Genomic DNA, 21,401 nt, shown 5'->3' on the forward strand with positions numbered 1-21,401 from the left:
TGAATTCCTGTTGTACTTTCGGTAAGTCTTCGCCGACGCCCGCCCGCCGTCGTCGAGCGTCCCCTGACCGTTGCCTCCAGGTGGTTCCTGTGCGAGCCTCAAGGTGATCCTGTCGCCGGGGTGACGACGGGCAGCAGGGAAGGAACCCGACATGGGACTCATTCACATTGACCTGTTCACCACGCTCGACGGAGTTGCTCAAGCGCCCGGCGGCCCTGAAGAGGACACCGAAAGCGGGTTCCAGTTTGGTGGCTGGCAGGCGCCGCTCATCGATGAGGTGGTGGGCCAGCAGATCGAGGCCGGCATGGAAGGTATGGACGCGCTGCTGCTTGGGCGGCGAACGTACGACATCTTTGCTTCGTACTGGCCGCACGAAACTGGCAGAATCGCGGAACTGTTCAACCGCATCCCCAAATATGTTGCGTCGCGTGGGGCTCAGACCCTGGACTGGGCCGGGACCACGCAGCTGGGCCCGGACACGGTGGCCGCGGTGAACGAGCTGCGCGGCAAGCACGAGAACATCCACGTTATCGGGAGCCTCGACTTGGTGCAGACCCTGTTCGCCGAGCGACTCTTTGATCAGCTCAATCTTTGGGTTTACCCGATCCTGTTGGGCCGCGGGAAGAAGGTGTTTGCCGATGGAGTGGTGCCGGCGAACCTCCGACTCATCGAGCCTGTGATTGCTTCACCAAAGGGGGCAGTGATGCAGCGCTATGCCTTGGTTGAGGGGACGCCGAAGGTAGGGGACATGGCGGAGACCGATCAGGCGGGAAGGTAGAAAGCCGCCGACGCCGGACCGGACGTCTGTAGCGGACCTTGTGGTGATCAGGCACTACTACTTCGTTCAGAAGACTGGGAAATGCTCCACGCCACCGGGTCTACCAGTAACTCGTGCGAGTCGGCTTCCCCCGTTTACTTCTTTCTTGCCCGAGGCTTCGGCTCTTTGGGCGGCATCTGGGCAATGTGGGCGAAGGCTTTGGCCACCCAAGGCTCCGCTTGCGAGGGGTCGTCGTTCCACTCTTCCGGGAGGCCGACGTAGCCGCCCATGGGACGTTCTTCGGGGCCGAAGGGCTGCGTTGTGTGTGCTGACTCGAGCTCGGACTTGTCCTCTTCTGAGAGTCGGACGCCAATGGTGGGGCCGAACAGCCCTGCGAACATGTTGCCGTTGACGAAGGCACCCAGGTTGCCGAACATCGGTTTCACGACGACCTCGGGATGATCCGGGACCACCGACCTGAAGCGTTCCTTGTCGGCGTCGGACGGCTTGGGCATCTGCATGGAACTCCTTTCCGCGGAGTAGTGGGCGGTGCGGTCTGCCTGCAGCATACGGCGTGGGGGTGCCGCAAGGTAGGGGACCGGTTGGCTTCGTGGCGTTCCCTCAAATGGATAAATTTGAGAAGAAGTGTGACTGGCGCTTCCCATCTCCTTAAATCTCTGTACACTTGAGACTGTTGTTGTGTTTGGCATTTGGTAGTTCAGGCAGTCCCCGCAGTCCTTCCGGATTGCGATGTTCTGAAGTAACGGTGGAGAACACCCCACACCGGAGACCCGAAAGTCGGGATCATCTCCACCTTCAGTTAGGACTGAAAAAATGGCTACAGGTACCGTGAAATGGTTCAACTCCGAAAAGGGCTTCGGCTTCATCTCTCCTGAAGATGGCAGCCAGGACGTTTTCGCTCACTACTCCGCTATCAACTCGGGCGGCTACCGCTCCCTCGAAGAGAACCAGAAGGTTTCCTTCGATGTTGAGCAGGGCCCCAAGGGTCCCCAGGCTGTAAACATCCAGGCTCTCTAAGCTTCGGATAGCTAAAAACAGGATCGGTCATTGACCGGTCCTGTTTTTTGTCTGCCCTCCATTAGAAGATATGTTCTAGTGCTTGATATACCTATCGAACACATATCCACATAGCGAATTACACCCATGTAATTTACCCCGGCCCCTCCGTAGCGTTGAAGAAAGCACTCACTACGGCAAAGGGACCGCGATGAACAACTCGAGCACCGAGTCCACTCCACATGAAAAGCGCGCCCACCACCTAGACGTCGCTTCCGAGCACCTAGATTTGCCCAAATCACCACCTAGAGAAGCCATATTCGGCCTGTGCAAGGCCGTTTTAACACCTAGTCCCGTTGCCGCGTTCTAGTCTGCGAAGTGAGCCGCATGCCGGTGATCCCCAGAAACAGAAGGTTGGGCCGAGTGTTCGATTCAGAGGTTCAACGAATCCTGGACTTTGTTGCACGCGGCATCGGTGTCCGGGTTGTGGGCGCGCCCGGCAGTGGCAAGAGCACAGTGGTGCGCACCGTGATCTCCAATTTGGAGAAGACCGGCGTCGATGTTCACTTCATCGCCGGACTCCGCACCCACCGGGCCCTACCGTACTCCGCCATCAAAGGCCTTGGTCTAGAGCTGCGTCCCGGCCGCGGGGGAGTCTTCGACATAGCGGACGTTTTGGCCAGCCAGTTGGCAAAGGCCGGAAAACACGTGTTGGTGGTGGATGATCTCCATTTGGTGGACAACGAATCACTGGCGGTTTTGGAAGCCGTCAGGCGGAGGTCCGACTGTCCCATGATTGCGACGGCTCCCAAAACGCTGGCCTACTCCAGGGGACAGCTTGCCGTGCTCAACAGTGGCCGCGAGGCGCTCCTGCAATTGGACCCGCTCCACTACGAACAGGTGAACACCCTCCTCGCCCAAGTGCTCGGTGCGCCCGCAGATGCCGAGACGACAGCCCGGATCCTCACCAAGTCTGCCGGCAATCCCCGCCTTATCGCCCGGATCGCCGAGACCGCTTCACTGAGTGAGCTGCTGGTCATGAAGGGCAGGCAATGGCACATGGCTGCCGAGACTCTCTGGAACGAGCACCTGAGCGGGACGCTTGAGGCCCTGCTCGCGGAGCTGCCGCCCGAGGAATTCGAAGCCCTGCACATCATGGCCATCCTTGGAACCGCGCGTGTGGACGTCCTGCAGAGGGTGGTTCAACCTGATGTCCTAGAAAGCCTCGAGCGGCGCGAGTTCCTGTCGGTTCTGGACGACCAACACAACGGAACCATCGCCGCCATCAGCCCTCCAGTCATCGCCGACTACTTCCGCCGCGAGAAAATGCTCCGCGACAGGCACCTGCTGCGCAGCAAAATAGCCGGCCTACTGGAAGCACCAGCACAGACGGCCCACTCCAAGACCTCGACGTCGGACAACTTGCCTCGCGCGCTCTCCTCCTTACGTATGGAAAAGGGTGACGACGACGCCATCACCGCCCGCCATATCCACGAGCACAACGCTGCCAAGGAACGCCTCCGTTTCGAACGCTGGGAATCCAACAAGACAGCCTCCAACGCGGCGGCGTTGCTTCGGGTCTATTGGGGCGCCCCCGTCAACGTTACGAGGGCAGCCCGTGTGTGCGCGGAAACAGCCACCACAGGCGGCGATCCCGCTGATCTTCTTTTCATCACTATCACCAGGGCCATGCTTGCCATCCATAGAGGGGAAGGACCGGCGGCGACCGTCGCCCTCCTCAGATCCTTTGCCGAAGAGAACCCCCAACAGGCGGAGGAAGTTGAAAACGCTATAACTTTTATCAGTGCCTCCCACGGCCGGCTGCCTGCACAGGCCAACCCTCCGAGCATCGACCCGAACGCTGGCCCGTCGCCGTCGTCGGGAATGACCGATCTGGTGCGCGGGCTCCTGGAGTTGTACCGCTTTCAGCCAGCCGCTGCGTTGCAATCCGTGGACGGCGATGATGAGGACGACGCCTTTCCCCAATTGCGTCCGTTCATCCGCGGCTTCGCACTATTCGCCGCGGGCCGGATTGAGGAATCGCTGGTGTTTGCGCTGGATTGGCGCGCCGAGGCCAAAAGGAAACTGGACCAATTCGGTGTGATCACCAGCAGCTATGTCGCCGTACACGGGCTCCTCTATCGCGGTCACTTCGAGGAAGCCGAGTACCTGATGAGCAGCGTCTTTGCCATGGGCCGTCCGGGCTTCGTGGTCGACTCCCTGTACGACGCGATGCTGCGGCTTGCAGGTCTGCGCCACACCACCACCGCCCTTCCGCCTGCGCTCTCCATTGCCGCCCAGGCTCGGACAGAAGTTGCCGACGTCGGACCCTTGCCGGGTATTGGTAAAGGCGCGTATCAGCTGATCGCCCACAACAGCGCCCACCCTGCGACGTTTGACCGCAAAGCTGCCGCGCTCGTCAAGCGTCAACTCAAGAGCGGTTACGTCCTCGAAGCGGTGATGACCGCGCTTCTGTGCACGTGCCTGTGCCCGGGCAGGCCCGTCCTGGACCTTTTGCAGAAAGCCCTTCGCGGGAGCGGTGTCACCGTTCACGATCAACTCTTGGCGATCGCCGGGGCCGTGGTGGAGGGAGATCATCAGCTCCTTGGACTCCTCCTGAAGCACTACCAACCCGACGGCGACACCTACCAGGTGGGCATGCTCCTCCGAGGTGCATTGAGACGCCACGTGATCGACGGCGATTCCGCCGCCGCCGATGCGATGGCGCAGGCTTCGTCGATGTTCGCCGCACGCTTCCCCTCAGCAAATGAGCAGCTCTCTTTCAATTCCTTCCGCTCAACGCCTCTGACCGAACGCGAAATTGAGGTGGCCATCTTGGCGGGGCATCGAACGAATGTCGAGATTGGCGAGCACCTGGGAATTAGTGCGAGAACGGTGGAGAACCACATTTCAAACGCCCTGAGGAAGACCGGTGCGACATCCCGTAGCAGTCTCTTCATGCTGGTCGGGAATTCGCTACCGCCACGGTAAGACGGGATACGCTCGGACTAAGCCCTGATGATCGCGGTGCGTCATCAGCCCTGATACTTCGATGCCTGAAGGATATTCGTGAGCAGTTCCCCGGCTTTGGCCCGACGACTCGGCACCTTCGATGCCTCCCTCATCGGCCTCGGTTCCATGATCGGCGCAGGAGTGTTCGCCGCATTCACGCCGGCCGCGGCAGCCGCAGGATCAGGCGTCCTCATTGGCCTCGTGGTGGCAGCTTTCGTCGCGTTCTGCAATGCCACATCCTCCGCTCAACTGGCCGCCGCGTATCCGACGTCGGGCGGCACCTACGTGTACGGCCGCGAGCGACTGGGCCAGTGGCCCGGGTTTCTAGCCGGTTGGGGATTCGTGATCGGCAAAACAGCCAGTGCAGCAGCCATGGCCATAACCTTCGCCGCCTATGCAGCCCCGCAAGGGTGGGAGCGCCCAGTGGCGATAGCCGCCGTCGTGATTCTGACCGCTGTGAACTATCACGGTGTGACTCGGACGGCGGGCCTGACCCGGATTTTGGTGATGGCCGTTCTGGCTGCGGTTGCCATCACAGTTGCTGCGGTGTGGGGTAGTTCCGGGCCGCAGTTCGGCAATATCGCGGGGGAGGGGCTGCTGGCCCACGGCTTGTACGGGATCCTGCAATCCGGTGGGCTGCTGTTCTTCGCCTTCGCAGGGTATGCGCGGATCGCGACCATGGGCGAAGAAGTGCGGGATCCGCGCCGCACGATTCCGCGGGCCATCGGCATTGCTTTGGGGATCACGATCGTGGTGTACACCGTCGTCTCGGTGACCGTTTTGGCAGCATTAGGGCCCGACGGCGTGGCGGCCAACGCGACTCCGCTCGCGGCCGCCGTCGACAATGGGACGCTGAGGTGGGCCGCGCCCGTGGTCCGCGTCGGAGCTGCGGTGGCATCGCTCGGGGCTCTCCTGGCGCTGATCGCGGGCCTCGGCCGGACCAGTCTCGCCATGGCGCGCGAGCACGACCTCCCCAATTGGCTCGCCGCGGTCCACCCGCGCTACAAGGTGCCACACAGAGCGGAGACCGTGATCGCCGTGGCCATCTGCGTGATCATCTCTGTGGCGGATCTTCGCGGGGCCATCGGGTTCTCCTCGTTCGGGGTGCTGCTGTACTACTTGGTGGCTAACGTGGCAGCGTTCACCCAACCGCGCGAGGACCGGCGCTATCCCAAGGCGCTGCAGGTGGCGGGCGCGCTAGCGTGCGTGCTTCTGGTTGCAACACTGCCGCCCCTATCCGCCGCGCTGGGTGTCCTGATGTTCCTTGTGGGCATTCTCTACCGGTTCGTGCGGCTCAAACTTTCGGCTGTCCGTGACTGAGTGAACGGTTTATGGGCACGACTCCACCTGGGGGTAGGTGGGTGGAGCCGTGCCGTAGTGCCTCCACATCAGGACGGGTGGGGATTCCCGCCGGACACCGGGAACCCGTCCCGGAGGCACAACAGGAGACTATGCGCCGTTTTGGGCACTAGGGGTTGAAAAAGGCGGACTAGGTGTTCCTCGAAAGGAATCTAGGTGGAATTTCGGAGGAACTGGTTCCTCACGGCGCGTCCCTAGGTGGTCGCTGTGCCGGGCCAAGGAAAAGTCCGCTTTGAATTTAGTGTGACAAACCCGCTAGGCCCGCGCAGCCCGCTTCTCCACACTCCGCGCCGCTGGCGCACGTTCCTCGAGCACACCGCTACCCGCGCCTAACGCGCGAACCGTCCACCCCGCATTTCGCCAAGCCTCAGCGTCCAGGACGTTGCGTGCATCCAGCACCATTCGACGTCGTACGAGCGCCCCAGCCTCAGAAGGCGACAGGGCGGCGTATTCGCTCCATTCGGTGAGCAGCAGCACCAGTTCGGCGCCTTCGAGGGCGCGTTTGGTGGAGGCCTCGAAGCGGAGCTGCGGGTAACGGATCCAGGCGTTGTTGATGGCTTTGGGGTCCGTGACGGTGACGTGCGCGCCAGCGGCGGCGAGTTGTTGGGCGACGTCGAGCGCGGGCGAATCCCGGATATCGTCGGTGTCCGGTTTGAATGCGGCGCCGAGGACCGCCACGGTGCGTCCGGACAGGAATCCGCGGCACATGTCGCGGGCGATTTCCACGGTTCGTGACCGTTGATCGAGGTTCACCGAATCAACCAACGCCATCCATTCATCCACGGACGGCACCGAGAGCTCGCGCGCTTGGGCCCGGAACGAACGGATGTCCTTAGGCAGGCACCCGCCGCCGAATCCGAGACCGGCGTGCAGGTACCGGTTCCCGATGCGCGGGTCAAGCCCCATCGCCTCGCTCAGCTCACTCACGTCCGCGCCCGACGCGTCGCACAGCTCAGCCATCGCATTGATGAAACTGACCTTGGTGGCCAAGAAAGCGTTCGACGCCGATTTGATCAGTTCCGCCGTCGCGAAGTTGCACACCAATCGCGGGATGCCGGCGCTAATCAGTGGCTCGTACACCGCATCCAAGACGGCCGTGATGGGGGCGCCGGCAGCGGCACCCTTACCGCCCGGAACGCCGTAAACCAGCCGGTCCGGAACCAGGGAATCCTTGACGGCGGTGCCTTGCCGCAGGAACTCAGGGTTCCAGCCGAGCAGCACGTCCGAGCGCCTGGCCAGCAGATCGCGCAGCTTATCCACAGTGCCTACCGGCACCGTTGACTTTCCCACGACGGCGGAGCCCACGGCCAAATGCGGCAAGAGGCTCCTAGTAGCCCCGACGAGATAGGAGAGGTCCGCCGTGTCCGAGGTCTTGGACTGCGGGGTGCCCACGCAGAGGAAATGGACCTCAGCATCGCCGGCCAACGAGAAATCCGTGGTGAACTCTAGCCTGCCCGTAGTGCGACCATCCCGGAGCAACTCGTCCAGGCCGGGTTCGTGGAAAGGTGCGAGTGCCTTGTTGAGCTGTTCCACCTTGGCGGAATCGACATCGATCCCCACCACGGTGTGGCCCATGGAAGCGAGCGTTGCGGCGTGCACGGCGCCGAGGTAGCCGCAGCCAATCACGGAAATCTTCATAAGGAGGGTCCTTTGCTGGGGGTAAGTTCTGTGGGGTCGGCTTCGGCTGCGAAAGTAGCTATGGCTTCTTCGTAATGCCGGACCAGGTCGGCGCTCAGCACAGGCCACGTCCGCCCCTGGACCGAGGCGGCTGCGGCCGTCGCGAACGCTCGGCGCTTGGCGTCGTCGCCCATGAGGTCCTGTACGTAATCGTGAAGCTGACAGAGATTCCCGGGCTCGTACAGCCACCCGGTGCGCGAATTTTCGACGAGGTCCAGGGGGCCGCCGCGGCCTGTCGCGACCACAGGAACGCCTGATGCCATGGCCTCCTGGATGGTTTGGCAGAAGGTCTCGAACTCGCCCGGATGGACGAAAAGGTCAAAGGAGGCCACCGCCTCAGCCAGGGCCTCACCGCCGAGGAATCCCATAAACACAGCGTCAGGGAGCGCTGCCTCCAGTGCCGAGCGTTGCGGCCCGTCGCCCACGATCACGAGCTTGGTGTTCGGCAGATCGGCCAGCACTGCGAGGTCCTCCACCTGCTTTTCGACGGCGAGCCGGCCGACGTAGCCGATGATCCGTTGACCGCGGGGCGCTACTGAGCTGCGCCACGTCGTCGAACGTTTCGCGGGGTTGAAGCGTGCGGTATCCACACCGCGACGCCACATGTCCACGCGCAGGATGCCGCGTCCGCGCAACTGATTTAGCGCGAATGTGGACGGCACCAGGGTTCGGGTGGCAAGGAGGTGGATGTTGTCCACACGGTTCCAGGCCCAGTTCTCCAGGAATGGCACGCCGTAGCGGGCCGCGTAGCTGGGAACCTCGGTTTGGTAGATCGCCACGCTCGGGATGCCGAGTTGATGGGCGGCCTGCACTGCGCGCCAGCCGAGGACGAATGGTGAGGCGAGATGCACGACGTCGGGCGAGAAATCGGCAAGGATTCGCTTGACCCGATTCACACCACCCAGCGCAACCCGCACATTCGTATAACCGGCCAGCGGCACCGAGGGAAGCCGGTGCACGTACGCACCCTTCTCGACGCTCGAAACATCAGTGTCCGACGTCGACGGCGCGATCACCATCACCTCATCCCCGCGCTCCTGCAGATGCTCCAGCACCCGCAGTATCGAGTGGGTTACCCCATTCATCAGTGGCAGGAATGATTCGGCGACGATTGCGATCCTCACGCCTTCAACGGTGGTGCGACCGGTTGGCGTGGCGGGTGCGGGAGGGTGGCCTGTGGAGGAAGAGTGGGTTAACAGGTGGGGGTCTCTTCGTCCGAGCACGCGCGTAGACTTCCGGTAATCGACGTGCTGGGCGTCGTGAGCTCTGGGGGTCTTGCCATGTTTGCTGCTGGGGGTAGTTCGCGCGCGCTTGGTGGAGTACGACGGCGGCGCCGGGCGGCGGCGGGGGCTCTCGCCGTCGGACTGGCCTTGGGTCTGTTGGTGGGAACCTTTGGTGGGCCGGTACCGCCGGCCGCGGCTGATGCGGTGACACATTTCGTTCCGATTGGGGACCGGCCGTCTGCTATCGCCGTGAACCCAGTGACCGACAAAGCATACGTTGCTACGTTCGAGGGTATTTCGGTTATTTCCGGCGTAGCAGGAGGCGGCTACCTGAACACCGGCGATATGCCAGTGGATGTAGCCGTCAACACCGTGACGAACAAGATCTACGTGAGCGAGATCGGCGGCAAAGTGACGGCTGTTGACGCCGCGACCAACGCCATGACGTCCGTGGCGGTTGGCGCGGAACCGTACCTCCTCAGGGTAAACGAGTCGACGAACAAGATTTATGTGGGAGTCAAGGATGGCGTGACGATCATCAACGGTGCCACCCTGGCCACCTCGTTCGTTGCACTGGCTGGGGGTGCGCAGGACATCGTGGTGAATCCCGTAACGGGCAAGGCCTACGTCTTATCCGGCGGATCCATCAAGGTCATTGGGGCTAACGGTACAGTCGTGGGGGACCACATCGTTGGGGCGGCCGGCGTCCTCGCTCTGGCAATCAACCCGGCAACGAATAAGGTCTACGCGACAACCAGCGTCAGGTATGGTCCCAGCTTGCTGGTCATCGATGGCACCAGCGACACGACAACGTCTACCATCCCTTCTTCGAAGAGGCTCGGAATAGTTGCCGTGAACCCGGCAACCAACCGAATCTATGTCGCAACAGACTCAACATCATCGAGCGGCGGGATAATCGTCTTCGACGGAGTCACCCAGGCAGAAACCGCTACAATAACCACCGATACGACGGTCAAAGCGGTGGTGGTAAATCACACTAACAACAAGATTTACGTGCCGACGTACAACGGTGGAACTACTGTCATCGACGGACGGACCAACAGCCATTACGCCGTCTACACGGGAAGTTTGCCTGTTGCCGCTGCCGTCAACACCACCACCGACAGGGTCTACGTGGTCAGTTACGGCCGGGCGTCAGTGGGAATCATTGACGCAACCGTGGAGCGGCCAGTCAAGAACGACTTCAACGGCGATGGGTTTGCTGACGTTTTGGCTCGGGACGCTTCTGGAGTGCTGTGGCTCTACCCGGGTGACGGCACCGGTGGTTGGCTGCCTCGCGTCCAGGTTGGGCAAGGCTGGAATGTCATGACTGCTTTGGTTGCACCCGGTGACTTCAACGGCGACGGCAACGCTGATGTCCTCGCGCGTGATGGAGGTGGGTTGCTGTGGCTCTACCCTGGCAACGGCTCAGGCGGGTGGATGCCTCGCGTGCAGGTCGGCACTGGTTGGGCGGGCATGACCGCGATCGAGTCCGTTGGTGACTTCAACGGCGACACGTTTGTCGATGTCGCTGCCCGGACCGCCTCCGGTGTGCTGTGGGTGTACCGGGGAAATGGCTATGGTGGCTGGCTGCCGCCGATTCAGTTCGGTACGGGCTGGAACGGAATGTCCGAGATCACCGGCGTCGGGGACTTCAACGGCGACGGGGCGCCCGACGTCGTTGCCCGTGACGGCGGAGGTCTGCTGTGGCTCTACCCTGGTAACGGATCCGGAGGCTGGCTGCAGCAGCGTTGGACGGGGAGTTCCTGGAACGGTCTGGACTCTCTTGTTGGACCGGGCGACTTTAACGGCGATGGTCAGTCGGATATCCTCGCTCGAAACTCTGCTGGCGACCTCTGGCTGTACGCAGGTACCGGGGGAATAGTGTGGCCTACGGCGTCTCGAGTTGGTACGGGCTGGGGCGGAATGACGGCGATTCTTTGACAGCCCGTAAGGCCGACAGCCGGGTCAGGGCGTGTGGCTGTGCCGCTTCTTCGGAACCTCCAGCTGCGTGTGCCCGATGTCGTCTACCACTTGCGAGTAGTGCACAAGTCCGGGCTTCCCGGATACGCCTCATGCACACTTCACGTCAAGCTGGACGCGTGGAACCCACCGCCTCATCTACTGCGGTGTCAGCGACGGGTCTGCTCTCCTAAAATGTGTCTCACCAACAGTGTTCTGCTACAGCCAAATTAAACAGGTACTTGTCAGACATGCAATCGAGACGCATCTCCGGCTTGTGAGTGTGCTGTTAGTGTCTAGCAAAACAAGGTGTCTTAAATCCCATGGCTTACGAAACATGGAAGCTGATTTTTGCTTGCAATGACAGGCTTGCCAGGATCAGGAAAAAGCACCGCGTGGGGAACCGTGGAAGATTCAATAAATCCTTTAGCATGGGGGAGGAAATTCCAGCAGAGAAAAAATAGGGGAACATTCGTGTCGAACTCAATAAAGGCATCCCGTCCATGGTTCAAGAAGAAGCGGTGGTGGCTCGTCGGCATCATCGCCCTGATCATTATCATCTCAAGCACGTCCCACAAGGACTCCAGCCAGCCGGTTGCCGCCTCCACCCCGACGGCCACCACGTCGGCCACTGCGTCGAAGGCGCCTACGGTAGCCGCCGCGGCCACCCCGGCACCGGTCCCGACACCGACCAAGACGCCCACCCCGACGCCGCCCCCGGCTCCCCCGGCTCCCCCGGCTCCGAAGGTCCCGGCCGAGTACCAGTCCGCGCTGAGCAAGGCGGGATCCTACTCCAAGACGATGCACATGAGCAAGCAGGGCATCTACGACCAGCTCACCTCGCCGTACGGTGAAAAGTTCTCGGCCGAGGCAGCACAGTATGCAGTCGATAACCTCAAGACGGACTACAACGCCAACGCCCTGGCCAAGGCCAAGAGCTACCAGACGACGATGTCCATGTCCCCGGCGGGGATCTACGACCAGCTCGTCAGCGCGTACGGGGAGAAGTTCACCCCTGCGGAAGCGCAGTACGCGGTCGATAACCTGGGCTAGAAGCCCTCTAAGTGGAAGGGGCTCCCTTTTGGGGGCCCCTTGCCGAGTGCAATGTAACCGTCGGATCGCTCTCGGGAAGTGTGCGCAATGGCTATGAAGCAAAGACGGGAAGGGCGGGCGGGTAACCCACGGCCAATAACTTCGCCCCCCGGTCGTCATAGCGCCCTCTGCGCGTACGCTTTGGGAAGCGGCGGATCGCTGCGAATTCTCACAAATACTGGGATGCAGCCCCATCGGGCGCTCAATTCTGGGGTGTTTTTACGCGGGCATGGTTTTTACAGCTAGCAGCAGTCCGTATTTCCTTGCGAACACCATTACGGCGGGAGCCTCAGCAGCGGCCCAGTTCATAGATGGGCCGCGTCGGCGCCGCTTCAGTTTCTCGTTCTCGCCACGCCTACCCGGCTCCAAATGAGCCGGGTTGCAGCATGAGGGATTGCAATCCTTGGCCATGTGATCCAGTTCGTAGCCCGGCTTAGGGCCGCCCGCCAGCAAGTTCCATGGCACCCGATGCAATGTCCACTGGGCGGTGTTGGCTCCTTCCGGGATGAAAGCAACGTACCCGCCCTTCTTGCCCAAAACGGGACCGCTGGCAATCCAGCATCCATTAAGCGGTGTGATCTTGGCGGCCAGCCTGACGAGGTTGGCGTGTTCAATGTCCGGCGTCCACCGAGGATGCTCCACCTCATGTAACCGGCAGAAGAAAAGCACCTTGATTCCGTGCTTCATTCGGCGTCCGCCGTCGTCTTGGAAGGTGCGACAAGTTCCCCAGGCGCAACGTTAGGTTCTCGTTCTTGTAGTACCAGATGTCGTAGTGCGGTTGGCACCGGAGCCGCTTCCCGGCGGGTTCCTAGCAGGCGCGTTCCTTGCACTGACCGAGGGTCTTAGCCCTGGCCAAATAAGCCTCCGGGGAATTCTCTGCATTCCACACCTATTATCGGTAGAGTCCGTTAACGAGTGCTGTCTTTCCCCGTGATTCAGGGGCGGAGGGCAGCTTATCGCGCCCAAAACCACCCGCCGCATTATTAGGGCTTTCGTGTGCAGCCGGCGTTGGGCCACGGAGCCATAGCGCAATGGCCCTCAGGGATGATTAACGCTGTTGGTGTGGCTGGCCAGGCACTCCCCGTGTCTCCGTTAGGCTCGGTGGCCCGGAGACGATCAAACGCCACAAGGTGAACTACGGGAGGCCAGCGATTTTTCCAGAGCTCGGGACGACGCCACGCCGCTGCGCCGGGCAGGGGTATTACCTGAGCGAGCGCGAACGTAATGCACTCGATACGCACCTCGCGTTTCTGGTCCCAGACAAGCGCAACGGCGCCGATCCCAATGCCGTGGCGGTGGTCCGTGACGACTTTCGAAAGGTGGGGTATCTTTCGGAAACGCAGGCCGGACGCTTGCGCCCATCCTTGGAGGGCTGGAAAGCCTGCAAGTCTCCTGCCGTGTGGATGGTTCCCGGCTGTGGCTGGACCTACCAGCCCCAGCGGCCTTGAGAAAGGCCTTGAGTGTCAAGTGAAGGCTGCGGCTTAGCGGCGAACAGTTAGCCCTGCCGACTTGGAGCGGTTGCAGGGTCCGCACAGGATTTGCAGGTTCTCAGCATTGTTACTCCCGCCCATTGCCAGCGGGATGATGTGGTCGTACTGAAGGTCGCTTGTGGATCCGCAATGCCGACACGATCCAGCGTCGCGCCGCATGACGTATACCTTTACGTCGTCAGGTATTGCTTTACGGCCTGAGGACAGGCGTCGGGCAGAGCCCAAAGCATAGTTTGTCTGCGCCGTTTCGATTTGTCGCCTCTTACGTTGCTCCTGCATGACCAAAAGCGCCTCAACCTCACTGGCGTTAAGGCCTTCGGACTCCCAGTAAAATCTGTTTCGAAACTGCCAATACCGGCGGCCGTTGATGCTCGCTATAAACATGGGGAATTCCAACTGCGCCTTCAGGCGGTCAAGGAAAATCTCTTCCTTGACCTTGCCAATGGAGTAGCGCTTCTTTCCGACGGTGATAACGACGTCACCTTTGCTGGTCCAGAAGCCCCGCTGATGGCCAAGTCTGACGTTATCGGCCTTGCGTAACATCCCCAATACCTACCCTGCTATTGACCGAGCGGGCGAGCCCGCTGGGCTGTTCTGAAGTTTGACAGCAGTTTACTCGGTGCCGCCGACAAACGGTCGAGCGGGCGTTTGCTGTCTTCATCTGATATGTGCCTGATAGGTATTCGGTCTTACCGGGCTGGAACTCCGGGTGGTGCCAGACGTTATCGCGCCAGTAGCCGGTCACGGTTCTGGTCTCGCGACTACGCCACTCAGTAGGCCCAGTGGCAGCCTAAGGACTTTATCACCAAGAAAGTGAGAAACTATCCCCAGCATCGGAACACTGTCCCTGCACGCACTACCAATCACTCGTTCTGTAACTAGGGGAATCAGCTTGAAAAAATATGTCTTGGCATTGGGAATTGCCGGATCGACCATTGCACTCGCCAGTTGTGGCGGAAGTCCTCAGGCGGCCCCCACCGTAACAGCCACCCAGACGGTCACCGCCACTCAGACCGTCACCGCTCCCGCGCCGACAGTAACTGTCACCCAAACAGTGGCACCTGCTGATGCACCTGCCCCGGCAGCGCCTGCCGTAGCCACGGCGGTCCTGCCCGCCGATGCTGCAGGCCAAAACGCGCAGGCTCTCAGTGACGAACTCCAAGCACTCGGGTTTAAGCATGTTGTCTGGAACTCAGATACCGGTAACTCCGTGTTCCTATTGTCCAACTGGACAGTTACGAGCTTGGAGAAAGCCGGGGAAAGCGTCCCATTGTCCAAGACAATCGTCGCGCATGTAACGAAACCTGGGCAGTAGCGGTCCGACCTGCCGCGCATCTGTGCCAAGTAGCTCCTGACGGAAGCGATCCAACAAGGCCCCTGGCTGACAGCGGGCCTGTTGCGCAGCTGATCAGGTCCATAAGGCGTGACATTCGCCGTCCTCCGTGGCCAACGTCTAGTGGGGATCTCCCTGGACATAGCAGACCCCCAGGCCCAGACCTGGGGGTCTCCGCAGGCGCAAGAGGTGAGTGAGCCGTCCACGGCTACCCCTGCCACACTCACCGAACCGGCGGGTGTGCGAGCCTGAGCAACCCGCGGTGAACACGACAAAGGGCAGGCCCTCCGAGAGCCAGACGACACCGGTCAGCAGGCCCGAGACGACAAAGCCCCGACGCTAGTCAGGCCGTCCAATAATGGTTGGGACTCAAGGAATTGCAGGCAAGCCAAATGAGGCCGACGCCGCCTGTGAGGAGCGAGATGATGATCCACAAGGTCGAGCAAAAAGGCCTGCCGCTGGTGGCCCTTTAGGCCGCACCTCTGACAACCTCACGGGATTCCCGAGAAGGACTTGCGTCAGGCGATCGAGGCGCCCGCGGCGTTGCCCCTACTCCCGGCTATCAGATGGAGGGCCTGCGCGCCGGATAGATATTGCGCAGCGATTCAACATATTCCGGCCTCTCCGCTATGTGCGCAACTCACCTGCTTGACCCTCAGTCCCCACCCCTCGCTCGCCTCAAATCCCTCCGCAGCCCCTTGTTGTCCGCCCGGAGTTCGCGGTTATCGTCCGCCAACCCCCGGTTGTCCTCGGTCAGCCCGCGGTTTTCCGCCTCCAGCTCGAGAACGAGTTTCACCCCGGCCAGGTTGAGCCCTTCGTCCAGGAGCGCTCCGATTCGGCGCAAGGTCGCCAGGTCCGTTTCGCTGTAGCGGCGAGTGCCGCCGTCGGTCCTTTCCGGAGTGAGCAAACCTTTGCGTTCGTACTGCCGGATGTTCTGTTGCCCGGTACCGACCAGTTCCGCGGCAACGGAAATGGCGTAAACGCCCATCGCGTCCCGTTCGCGAACGTCCCTCCCGCCGTCGTGCTCCACTGCACCTGAGCCGCCAGAACCAGCCATCAAACCCCCTCAAAAATCTTCCAAAAATCCACTTGCACCACTCTCTCACCAGTGCTATAAAAAATCTATACCAGTCAATACAGATCCATCCGGAAGACTGGTACGAACAACAGATCAGCATCACGATCAAAGGAGTGAGAACAAAATGCTGATGCGCACTGACCCGTTCCGCGATTTCGACCGGCTCGCCCAACAGGTTTTTGGCACAACAGCACGCCCGGCGGGCATGCCCATGGACGCTTGGCAGGAGGGCGAAGAATTCGTTGTCGCGTTTGATCTGCCCGGTGTCAGCCCCGATTCCGTCGACCTCGACGTCGAACGCAACGTCCTGACGGTCAAGGCGGAGCGCAAGTCGCCAGCTGGCGAGAACACGGAACTAATCGCCGCTGAACGCCCCCAAGGCGTCTTCAGCCGGCAACTGATCCTGGGCGACACGCTGGATACCGACGGCGTCAAGGCCAGCTACGACGCGGGCGTGCTGACCCTCCGCATCCCGGTTGCAGAGAAGGCCAAGCCGCGGCGCATCGAAATCACGTCGAACGGACAAAGGCAGGAGATCAACGCCTAGTCCGGCAGGACCGGGAGCATCGGACCGACCGCATCGGAAAAGTTGGGCGCAGGCTTCGTGCCACCCCACAGCGCATCTTGCGCAAAGAAAACGCGGCCCCCGACGTTGCTTCCCGATGGATGGCCCTCGGCTCACGCCGGGGGCCATCTCCAAACCCGTACCGCACCGGAAGCAAACGCACGGAAACAACAGTGAGCAACCAACCCGATTACTACGCGATCCTGCAGGTGGCCCCCGACGCGACCGCCCGTCAGATCACCCACGCGTACCGCTCGCTGCTCCGCACGCACCACCCGGACACACGCCAAGCGGACGACGACGGCGACGCACTTTCCGCGGCCGACGTCCAGGAATTGCACGCCATCATGCAGGCGTACGGCGTTTTGTCGGACCCGAGGAAGCGGGCGGCTTACGATCTCGCGCGCTCTGGCCTGCCCGGTCGGACTGCAGGGACGCCTGTGAGGGTTCGCGTTCACCGGACAACGCCTCCCGACCCCGGCAATCCGGACCAGCCGCCCCTATCCTTCGGCCCACCGCGTTGGGCTCCGCCGTCTTACAACACCCGAACACCAAGGAGTCATTCATGAGCGCATGGCGTCCCTACGACGGCCACATCATTCCTGCGTTTTACGAACGGTTCGAGAAGCGCTGGGGGAGGGGGACGGCGCCGTTCCTGGATCCCGAGGTCCACGAGCAACCCATGCCGCGGGCGCAATGGATCAACCCGGACACGGGTGCGGCGGTGGCTGTAGTGCCGATCTGGGCGGACGACCCGGAACACCGATCGTTTGGCGTGTTCTATCTTCCGCCCGCAGGGGATATCTGGATGCTCCGCCCCGGGCCCACAACATTCATGGAACCCCAAGGCGGAGCAAGCCAAGAGCACGTGACCCTGCGCAACGATGCCTTCAAGAAGGCCGTCAACCATGCCAAGGAGTTCATCTACGGCCCACAACTATGAGTTGCACTCCGTCGATGAAACTCCTACTCCCTTAAAACCTCCGGCAACTCATCCACGTACACCGTCTGGGGCGGCTCGTAGTAGATCACCAGCACCTTCTCGCCCACCGGGAACACACTCGTCTTGTCGAACGGGTGGGCGAAGAACGCACTCGTGCCTCCTTGGAAGGGGAGCATGACCTCGCCTATGGTGCCAGGTGCGATGGCGCCGGTCACCCGGCCGATCTTTCCGGTCAGGCTGCGGTTAACGTCCTTATGCATTGGGAGCTTTCGACGGCGGAGACGCTTCCTTTCCGCGCAGCGACGCCGCCAGCGAGGGCAGGAAGCTACCGACCTGCGACAGGATTCCACCCACCATGCTGTTCAGGCCCTCGCCGCCGTTGAGCACTGTGAGCTGCCCAATGCGTGAGAAAGGCTCGGCCGCGGCGGATACGATCGCTGGCATATTTTCTGCGATCTGCTGGGTGATCACCGCATCCTGGTTGGTCCCCAAGGCTTCACCACGAGCCTTGATGCCCTCGGCTTCAGCCAGTGCCTTGGCCTTCACCGCCGAAGCGGCAGCGTTGCCACGCGCCGTCGTCGCCGCTGCCTCTGCTTCACCGGTCAGGCGAGTGGCACCAGCCATTGCCGCAGCCGCGCCTGCATTCGCCTGGGCTTCCAGTTCAACGCGCCGCGCATTGGCCTGGGCGTCAAGCTCGGTACGCCTGGCAAGTGCTTCCGCAGCACTGATATCCGCCGCCTTTTTGGCTTCGGCTTCCGTCCGCTGGGCGTAGGCCTTCGCGTCGGCGGGCTTGCGGATGGTGGTTTGTAGTTTCTGCTCTTCGCGGTCGGCCTCGAGTTTGGCCACTTCCGTTTCCTGGACCACCACTTGTTGGCGGGCGGTGGCATCGGCCAAAGGACCCGCCTGGGCTGCATTCGCGCGAGCCTGCTCGGCGTTGGCCTGGGCCGCGGATTGCTTGATGGCCGAAAGGCTTTGGGCATCGGCGATCAGCGCCGCAGCTTCTGCCTCCTTCTCCGCAGCTTCGCGGTTCCGGGTGGCCTCGGCGATCCGGGCTTCCATCTTGACCTGCGCAATGTGCGGCTTGGCGAGGTTTTGGATATACCCGGTGGGATCCTGCAAATCCTTGATTTGCAGGGAATCAACCACCAATCCGAGCTTTTCCATCTCCACGCCGCTGGCGCTCCGGACCAGAGAGGCAAGCTTGTCCCGCTCCCGGATAATCTCCTCCACGGTCATGCTGCCGATGATCGAGCGCAGGTGCCCTTCAAAGACGTTGTACACCTGGCTTTCCATCCGGGGCTGCTGGCCGAGGAACCGCCGCGCCGCGTTGGCGATGAACGGTGGAGCATCACCGATTTTGTAGATCACCACGCCATCGACGATCACCTGGATGCCTTGGGAGGTCACACAGGAAACTTTGAGCTCTGTCTCGTTCAGCGTCAGCGCGAGGGTGCGCACTGTCTGAAGTCCCGGAACCACCAGTGCGCCCTTCCCGGTGACAATCTTGAAGTCCATGCCATCCGTGTTTTCAAGTGTCCCGTGCGTCAGGCCCGAGATGATCAATGCCTCGTTGGGCTCGGCTACCTTCCACATTGCCTTGGTGGCCACCCACACGAAACCGATAACAAACAGGACGCCGAGAATCATGGCGATCAGTGGAAAGAATGCAGCAAGGTCTTGCATCGACCTGTCCCTTCAGAAGGTGAACCGCCCACACTGGTTGACCCCCATAGGCCAAGTGGTTGCTCGTGTACACAGTCTTGTTCTGAGAGAGCTACTAAGTCCAGCACGTTTGTGCGTCATTTGTGCCGGTTCGTCCGAAGGCTGTTGCAACAAGGCAAAAAGAAGGCTGGTGCAGCCGGTCGAATGAATTCGAAGGGCGGCTGCACCAGCTGCTAGTACGACTTTCTGTTATGCGTTGTGACACCTGTCCATTGGCCGCTCCTAGTTCCCGGCTTCGATTAATTTCCGGGCCTTCAACGCCTGCGCATCCCCCTGGGAACACCTCCCATCTTACGGCGGACCCCCGCAAAAAGCGCTGAATTTCCGGTCAGCCCAGGGGCGCCTGCCGGGGGAGGGCTGCGCTCCGTGGCACGATAGATCACGATGAAACTGCGCGCTGATCAGACCGGAAACCGTGGCCTCCCCATGCCCCTTTGGCTACAGGGCGGTTTGGAAGCGGTGCAAGCAGCGTTCATCTCAGCCATCGTGGTGGTGCTTCCACTGCTGGGCGTCTGGGCAACCGACGGTTTCCAGAACCGCAACGTCGATTTTCTGGCCCGGCTGGCTGGCCAAGCGTGGCTCCTGATCCACGGCGTTTCCTTGAACCTGGCACAGGTCAACCCAGGCACCGTCGCCCAACAGGGATCTGGGGTTCTGTCCCTGATCCCGCTGGGCTTGACCCTGATTCCATTCCTGCTGGCATGGCGGACAGGCCGTCGCCTGGCCCGCGCGTCCTACACCGACCAGCTGTGGCAGGCATTCTTGGGAGCCCTCCTGGTGTACGGTGCGTTCGGGATAGCCACCGGCTTCGTCTGCCGGACACCCGAAGTAGTGATCAACCTCTGGTTCGCCATGACCATCCCACTGATTCCCTTCGGGGTGGGGATAGTTGTTGGAGCGCGACGTGAAGCGGGCTCGTGGAGCCGCCTCATCGGCGTCGACGCCGTCACGTGGCTCGCACGCACCAGCCAACACTCCCGCTGGGCCGGATCCTACGTGGGGTCGGCCATCAAGGCAGGTTTCGTTGCCGCCGTCGGCTCTGTCTGCCTGTCCGCGGTGTTGTTGGCCGTGACCATCGTGATGCACTGGACGGATATCATCGCCGTCTACGAAGGGCTCAAAGCCGGTGCCATGGGCGGTGCGGTGCTGACCATCGCGCAGCTGGGCTTCCTGCCGAACCTGGTCTTTTTCGCCCTTGCCTGGTCCTCCGGTGCGGGGTTCTCCTTAGGCGTCGGTTCGCACGTGGGTCCGCTTGGCACCGCCGTCGGACCGCTCCCGGCCGTCCCCATCTTCGGTGCGCTTCCCTCCGGACAGCTCGACGCCGGACCGATGGCGCTCGCGCTTCCGGTGGTCGCTGGCATCCTTGCCGGCTGGTGGTTCCTGCGCGCAGGCGAGAACCACTTTGACGAATGGCTGTCCATCAAAATCAAGGCCCGTTGGTTCACGGCAGCCGTGTCCACGCTGTTCCTCGGGGCGTTGGTGGGCGCGATCGCCGGTGCCCTCTGTGGTGTTGTGGTGTGGATTTCACGCGGTTCTGCCGGCATTGGGCGGCTCACGGAAATCGGCCCCGACCCGATCAGGACGGCGCTCTGGCTGGCCACGGAAGTGGGGATCGGCGTCGTGATCGGTTATGCGGTGGGGCCGTGGCTGGAACGCCGGCAGAAGCTGCGCGAGGCGGACCTGGACCACGCAGTTTACGACGACGAACACGCCTAGCGCAGGGCCGCCGGCATCGATTTTTCCAACTGGGTGAGGCACTGCGTCTTGGCGGATTCCGTCAATGCGGCCCGTGAACAAGCCTGGTAGGTGCTGACCTGGGTGAAGAACAGGGTGGTGGTGAGGATCAGCAGGCACATGACCGCGGTGACTATGAGCCCGGAAATGGTGCCGAACAACACCAGCCGCGGGTGCCTGAACTTTACAGTCCGCACCAGGACAACCACGCCAAGCACCAAACCGATGACCGTCAGCAAAGCGCTCAGCCACACGTAGTTCACGTTCAGGGAGAACACGAAGAAGGATCCCAAGGCAGCCAACAAGAAGGCGCGGAACAACGTCTTGGTCACGCCAAAAGCGGCTTTCTCGGCCTCACTGTACGGTTGTTTGCTCCGCTTGGGGCCGGCGTCGGAATTCATGTTTTCCAGCCTACGCGAGCCGACCATAAGCTAGTG

Annotated in this window: 20 protein-coding genes; 11 read left to right on the plus strand and 9 right to left on the minus strand. The window is 61.7% G+C overall.

Annotated features, from left to right (window positions below; all coding sequences use genetic code 11):
• Positions 1-151: 151 nt before the first annotated feature.
• On the plus strand, positions 152-778 hold the full coding sequence (locus QRN04_RS00950) for a dihydrofolate reductase family protein (RefSeq protein WP_284974270.1): 627 nt from the start codon (positions 152-154) through the stop codon (positions 776-778).
• Between the two features lie 134 nt (positions 779-912).
• Here QRN04_RS00950 and QRN04_RS00955 read toward each other — a convergent pair whose 3' ends face one another.
• Positions 913-1,278 carry a TfoX/Sxy family protein gene (locus tag QRN04_RS00955; RefSeq protein ID WP_284974271.1) on the minus strand — a complete coding sequence of 122 codons (366 nt, stop codon included), beginning with the start codon at positions 1,276-1,278 and terminating at the stop codon, positions 913-915.
• A 313-nt stretch (positions 1,279-1,591) separates the two neighbouring features.
• Between QRN04_RS00955 and cspE the strand changes: the two genes are divergently transcribed.
• The 3 genes from cspE (at position 1,592) to QRN04_RS00970 (ending at position 6,106) form a co-directional block, all read left to right on the plus strand.
• Positions 1,592-1,795 (plus strand): transcription antiterminator/RNA stability regulator CspE, encoded by a 204-nt coding sequence (gene cspE, locus QRN04_RS00960; RefSeq protein WP_284974272.1) that lies wholly within the window; start codon positions 1,592-1,594, stop codon positions 1,793-1,795.
• Positions 1,796-2,197: 402 nt separating this feature from the next.
• A complete protein-coding gene (locus tag QRN04_RS00965; protein WP_284974273.1) occupies positions 2,198-4,765 on the plus strand; it encodes a helix-turn-helix transcriptional regulator in 2,568 nt (855 codons plus the stop codon).
• Between the two features lie 78 nt (positions 4,766-4,843).
• The gene (locus QRN04_RS00970) at positions 4,844-6,106 is read left to right on the plus strand and encodes an APC family permease (protein ID WP_284974274.1); all 1,263 of its coding nucleotides are present in this window, start codon (positions 4,844-4,846) and stop codon (positions 6,104-6,106) included.
• Between the two features lie 294 nt (positions 6,107-6,400).
• On the opposite strand, the gene QRN04_RS00975 is transcribed toward QRN04_RS00970, so the two are convergent.
• Complete coding sequence (locus QRN04_RS00975) at positions 6,401-7,783, minus strand: UDP-glucose dehydrogenase family protein (protein ID WP_284974275.1); 1,383 nt, start codon at positions 7,781-7,783, stop codon at positions 6,401-6,403.
• The gene (locus QRN04_RS00980) at positions 7,780-8,946 is read right to left on the minus strand and encodes a glycosyltransferase family 4 protein (protein WP_284974276.1); all 1,167 of its coding nucleotides are present in this window, start codon (positions 8,944-8,946) and stop codon (positions 7,780-7,782) included. The genes QRN04_RS00975 and QRN04_RS00980 overlap by 4 nt, the downstream gene beginning before the upstream one ends.
• A gap of 348 nt (positions 8,947-9,294) precedes the next feature.
• Between QRN04_RS00980 and QRN04_RS00985 the strand changes: the two genes are divergently transcribed.
• Both QRN04_RS00985 and QRN04_RS00990 read left to right on the plus strand, forming a co-directional pair.
• Complete coding sequence (locus QRN04_RS00985) at positions 9,295-10,989, plus strand: FG-GAP-like repeat-containing protein (RefSeq protein ID WP_284974277.1); 1,695 nt, start codon at positions 9,295-9,297, stop codon at positions 10,987-10,989.
• A gap of 492 nt (positions 10,990-11,481) precedes the next feature.
• A complete protein-coding gene (locus QRN04_RS00990; RefSeq protein WP_284974278.1) occupies positions 11,482-12,060 on the plus strand; it encodes an Ltp family lipoprotein in 579 nt (192 codons plus the stop codon).
• Between the two features lie 258 nt (positions 12,061-12,318).
• Here QRN04_RS00990 and QRN04_RS00995 read toward each other — a convergent pair whose 3' ends face one another.
• Both QRN04_RS00995 and QRN04_RS01000 read right to left on the minus strand, forming a co-directional pair.
• Positions 12,319-12,786, minus strand: coding sequence for an HNH endonuclease family protein (locus tag QRN04_RS00995; protein ID WP_284974279.1), 468 nt, complete (start codon positions 12,784-12,786; stop codon positions 12,319-12,321).
• A 794-nt stretch (positions 12,787-13,580) separates the two neighbouring features.
• Positions 13,581-14,132: an HNH endonuclease gene (locus QRN04_RS01000; RefSeq protein ID WP_284974280.1), complete on the minus strand. Its 552-nt coding sequence runs from the start codon at positions 14,130-14,132 to the stop codon at positions 13,581-13,583.
• A 349-nt stretch (positions 14,133-14,481) separates the two neighbouring features.
• Here QRN04_RS01000 and QRN04_RS01005 point away from each other — a divergent pair, with 349 nt between their 5' ends.
• Positions 14,482-14,904, plus strand: a complete 423-nt coding sequence (locus QRN04_RS01005; RefSeq protein WP_284974281.1) for a hypothetical protein — start codon at positions 14,482-14,484, stop codon at positions 14,902-14,904.
• Between the two features lie 673 nt (positions 14,905-15,577).
• On the opposite strand, the gene QRN04_RS01010 is transcribed toward QRN04_RS01005, so the two are convergent.
• On the minus strand, positions 15,578-15,979 hold the full coding sequence (locus QRN04_RS01010; protein ID WP_284974282.1) for a MerR family transcriptional regulator: 402 nt from the start codon (positions 15,977-15,979) through the stop codon (positions 15,578-15,580).
• A 145-nt stretch (positions 15,980-16,124) separates the two neighbouring features.
• Between QRN04_RS01010 and QRN04_RS01015 the strand changes: the two genes are divergently transcribed.
• The 3 genes from QRN04_RS01015 (at position 16,125) to QRN04_RS01025 (ending at position 17,508) form a co-directional block, all read left to right on the plus strand.
• Positions 16,125-16,547: an Hsp20/alpha crystallin family protein gene (locus QRN04_RS01015; RefSeq protein ID WP_284974283.1), complete on the plus strand. Its 423-nt coding sequence runs from the start codon at positions 16,125-16,127 to the stop codon at positions 16,545-16,547.
• Positions 16,548-16,738: 191 nt separating this feature from the next.
• On the plus strand, positions 16,739-17,134 hold the full coding sequence (locus tag QRN04_RS01020; protein ID WP_284974284.1) for a J domain-containing protein: 396 nt from the start codon (positions 16,739-16,741) through the stop codon (positions 17,132-17,134).
• Positions 17,131-17,508, plus strand: a complete 378-nt coding sequence (locus QRN04_RS01025; protein ID WP_284974285.1) for a hypothetical protein — start codon at positions 17,131-17,133, stop codon at positions 17,506-17,508. Before QRN04_RS01020 ends, QRN04_RS01025 begins: the two co-directional genes overlap by 4 nt.
• Before the next feature lie 23 nt (positions 17,509-17,531).
• Here the strand turns inward: QRN04_RS01025 and QRN04_RS01030 are convergent, their stop codons facing one another.
• Both QRN04_RS01030 and QRN04_RS01035 read right to left on the minus strand, forming a co-directional pair.
• Positions 17,532-17,768, minus strand: coding sequence for an NfeD C-terminal domain-containing protein (locus QRN04_RS01030; protein WP_284974286.1), 237 nt, complete (start codon positions 17,766-17,768; stop codon positions 17,532-17,534).
• Positions 17,761-19,191 (minus strand): flotillin family protein, encoded by a 1,431-nt coding sequence (locus QRN04_RS01035; protein ID WP_284974287.1) that lies wholly within the window; start codon positions 19,189-19,191, stop codon positions 17,761-17,763. The genes QRN04_RS01030 and QRN04_RS01035 overlap by 8 nt, the downstream gene beginning before the upstream one ends.
• 423 nt (positions 19,192-19,614) lie before the next feature.
• On the opposite strand from QRN04_RS01035, the gene QRN04_RS01040 reads away from it, so the two are divergent.
• The gene (locus QRN04_RS01040; protein ID WP_284974288.1) at positions 19,615-20,946 is read left to right on the plus strand and encodes a cell division protein PerM; all 1,332 of its coding nucleotides are present in this window, start codon (positions 19,615-19,617) and stop codon (positions 20,944-20,946) included.
• Here the strand turns inward: QRN04_RS01040 and QRN04_RS01045 are convergent.
• Positions 20,943-21,392, minus strand: coding sequence for a hypothetical protein (locus QRN04_RS01045; protein ID WP_284974289.1), 450 nt, complete (start codon positions 21,390-21,392; stop codon positions 20,943-20,945). The two genes, QRN04_RS01040 and QRN04_RS01045, sit on opposite strands and share 4 nt — an antisense overlap.
• Between the last annotated feature and the right edge of the window lie 9 nt (positions 21,393-21,401).

The sequence above is a fragment of the Arthrobacter sp. efr-133-TYG-104 genome, assembly GCF_030208915.1.
Classification (GTDB): domain Bacteria; phylum Actinomycetota; class Actinomycetes; order Actinomycetales; family Micrococcaceae; genus Arthrobacter.

What these genes read in the sequence shown, in the direction of transcription:
- QRN04_RS00950 (WP_284974270.1), top strand. Translation starts at nt 152, where the DNA reads ATGGGACTCATTCACATTGACCTGTTCACCACGCTCGACGGAGTTGCT.
- QRN04_RS00955 (WP_284974271.1), bottom strand. Translation starts at nt 1,278, where the DNA reads ATGCAGATGCCCAAGCCGTCCGACGCCGACAAGGAACGCTTCAGGTCG.
- cspE (WP_284974272.1), top strand. Translation starts at nt 1,592, where the DNA reads ATGGCTACAGGTACCGTGAAATGGTTCAACTCCGAAAAGGGCTTCGGC.
- QRN04_RS00975 (WP_284974275.1), bottom strand. Translation starts at nt 7,783, where the DNA reads ATGAAGATTTCCGTGATTGGCTGCGGCTACCTCGGCGCCGTGCACGCC.
- QRN04_RS00995 (WP_284974279.1), bottom strand. Translation starts at nt 12,786, where the DNA reads ATGAAGCACGGAATCAAGGTGCTTTTCTTCTGCCGGTTACATGAGGTG.
- QRN04_RS01000 (WP_284974280.1), bottom strand. Translation starts at nt 14,132, where the DNA reads ATGTTACGCAAGGCCGATAACGTCAGACTTGGCCATCAGCGGGGCTTC.
- QRN04_RS01010 (WP_284974282.1), bottom strand. Translation starts at nt 15,979, where the DNA reads ATGGCTGGTTCTGGCGGCTCAGGTGCAGTGGAGCACGACGGCGGGAGG.
- QRN04_RS01015 (WP_284974283.1), top strand. Translation starts at nt 16,125, where the DNA reads ATGCTGATGCGCACTGACCCGTTCCGCGATTTCGACCGGCTCGCCCAA.
- QRN04_RS01025 (WP_284974285.1), top strand. Translation starts at nt 17,131, where the DNA reads ATGAGCGCATGGCGTCCCTACGACGGCCACATCATTCCTGCGTTTTAC.
- QRN04_RS01030 (WP_284974286.1), bottom strand. Translation starts at nt 17,768, where the DNA reads ATGCATAAGGACGTTAACCGCAGCCTGACCGGAAAGATCGGCCGGGTG.
- QRN04_RS01035 (WP_284974287.1), bottom strand. Translation starts at nt 19,191, where the DNA reads ATGCAAGACCTTGCTGCATTCTTTCCACTGATCGCCATGATTCTCGGC.
- QRN04_RS01040 (WP_284974288.1), top strand. Translation starts at nt 19,615, where the DNA reads ATGAAACTGCGCGCTGATCAGACCGGAAACCGTGGCCTCCCCATGCCC.
- QRN04_RS01045 (WP_284974289.1), bottom strand. Translation starts at nt 21,392, where the DNA reads ATGGTCGGCTCGCGTAGGCTGGAAAACATGAATTCCGACGCCGGCCCC.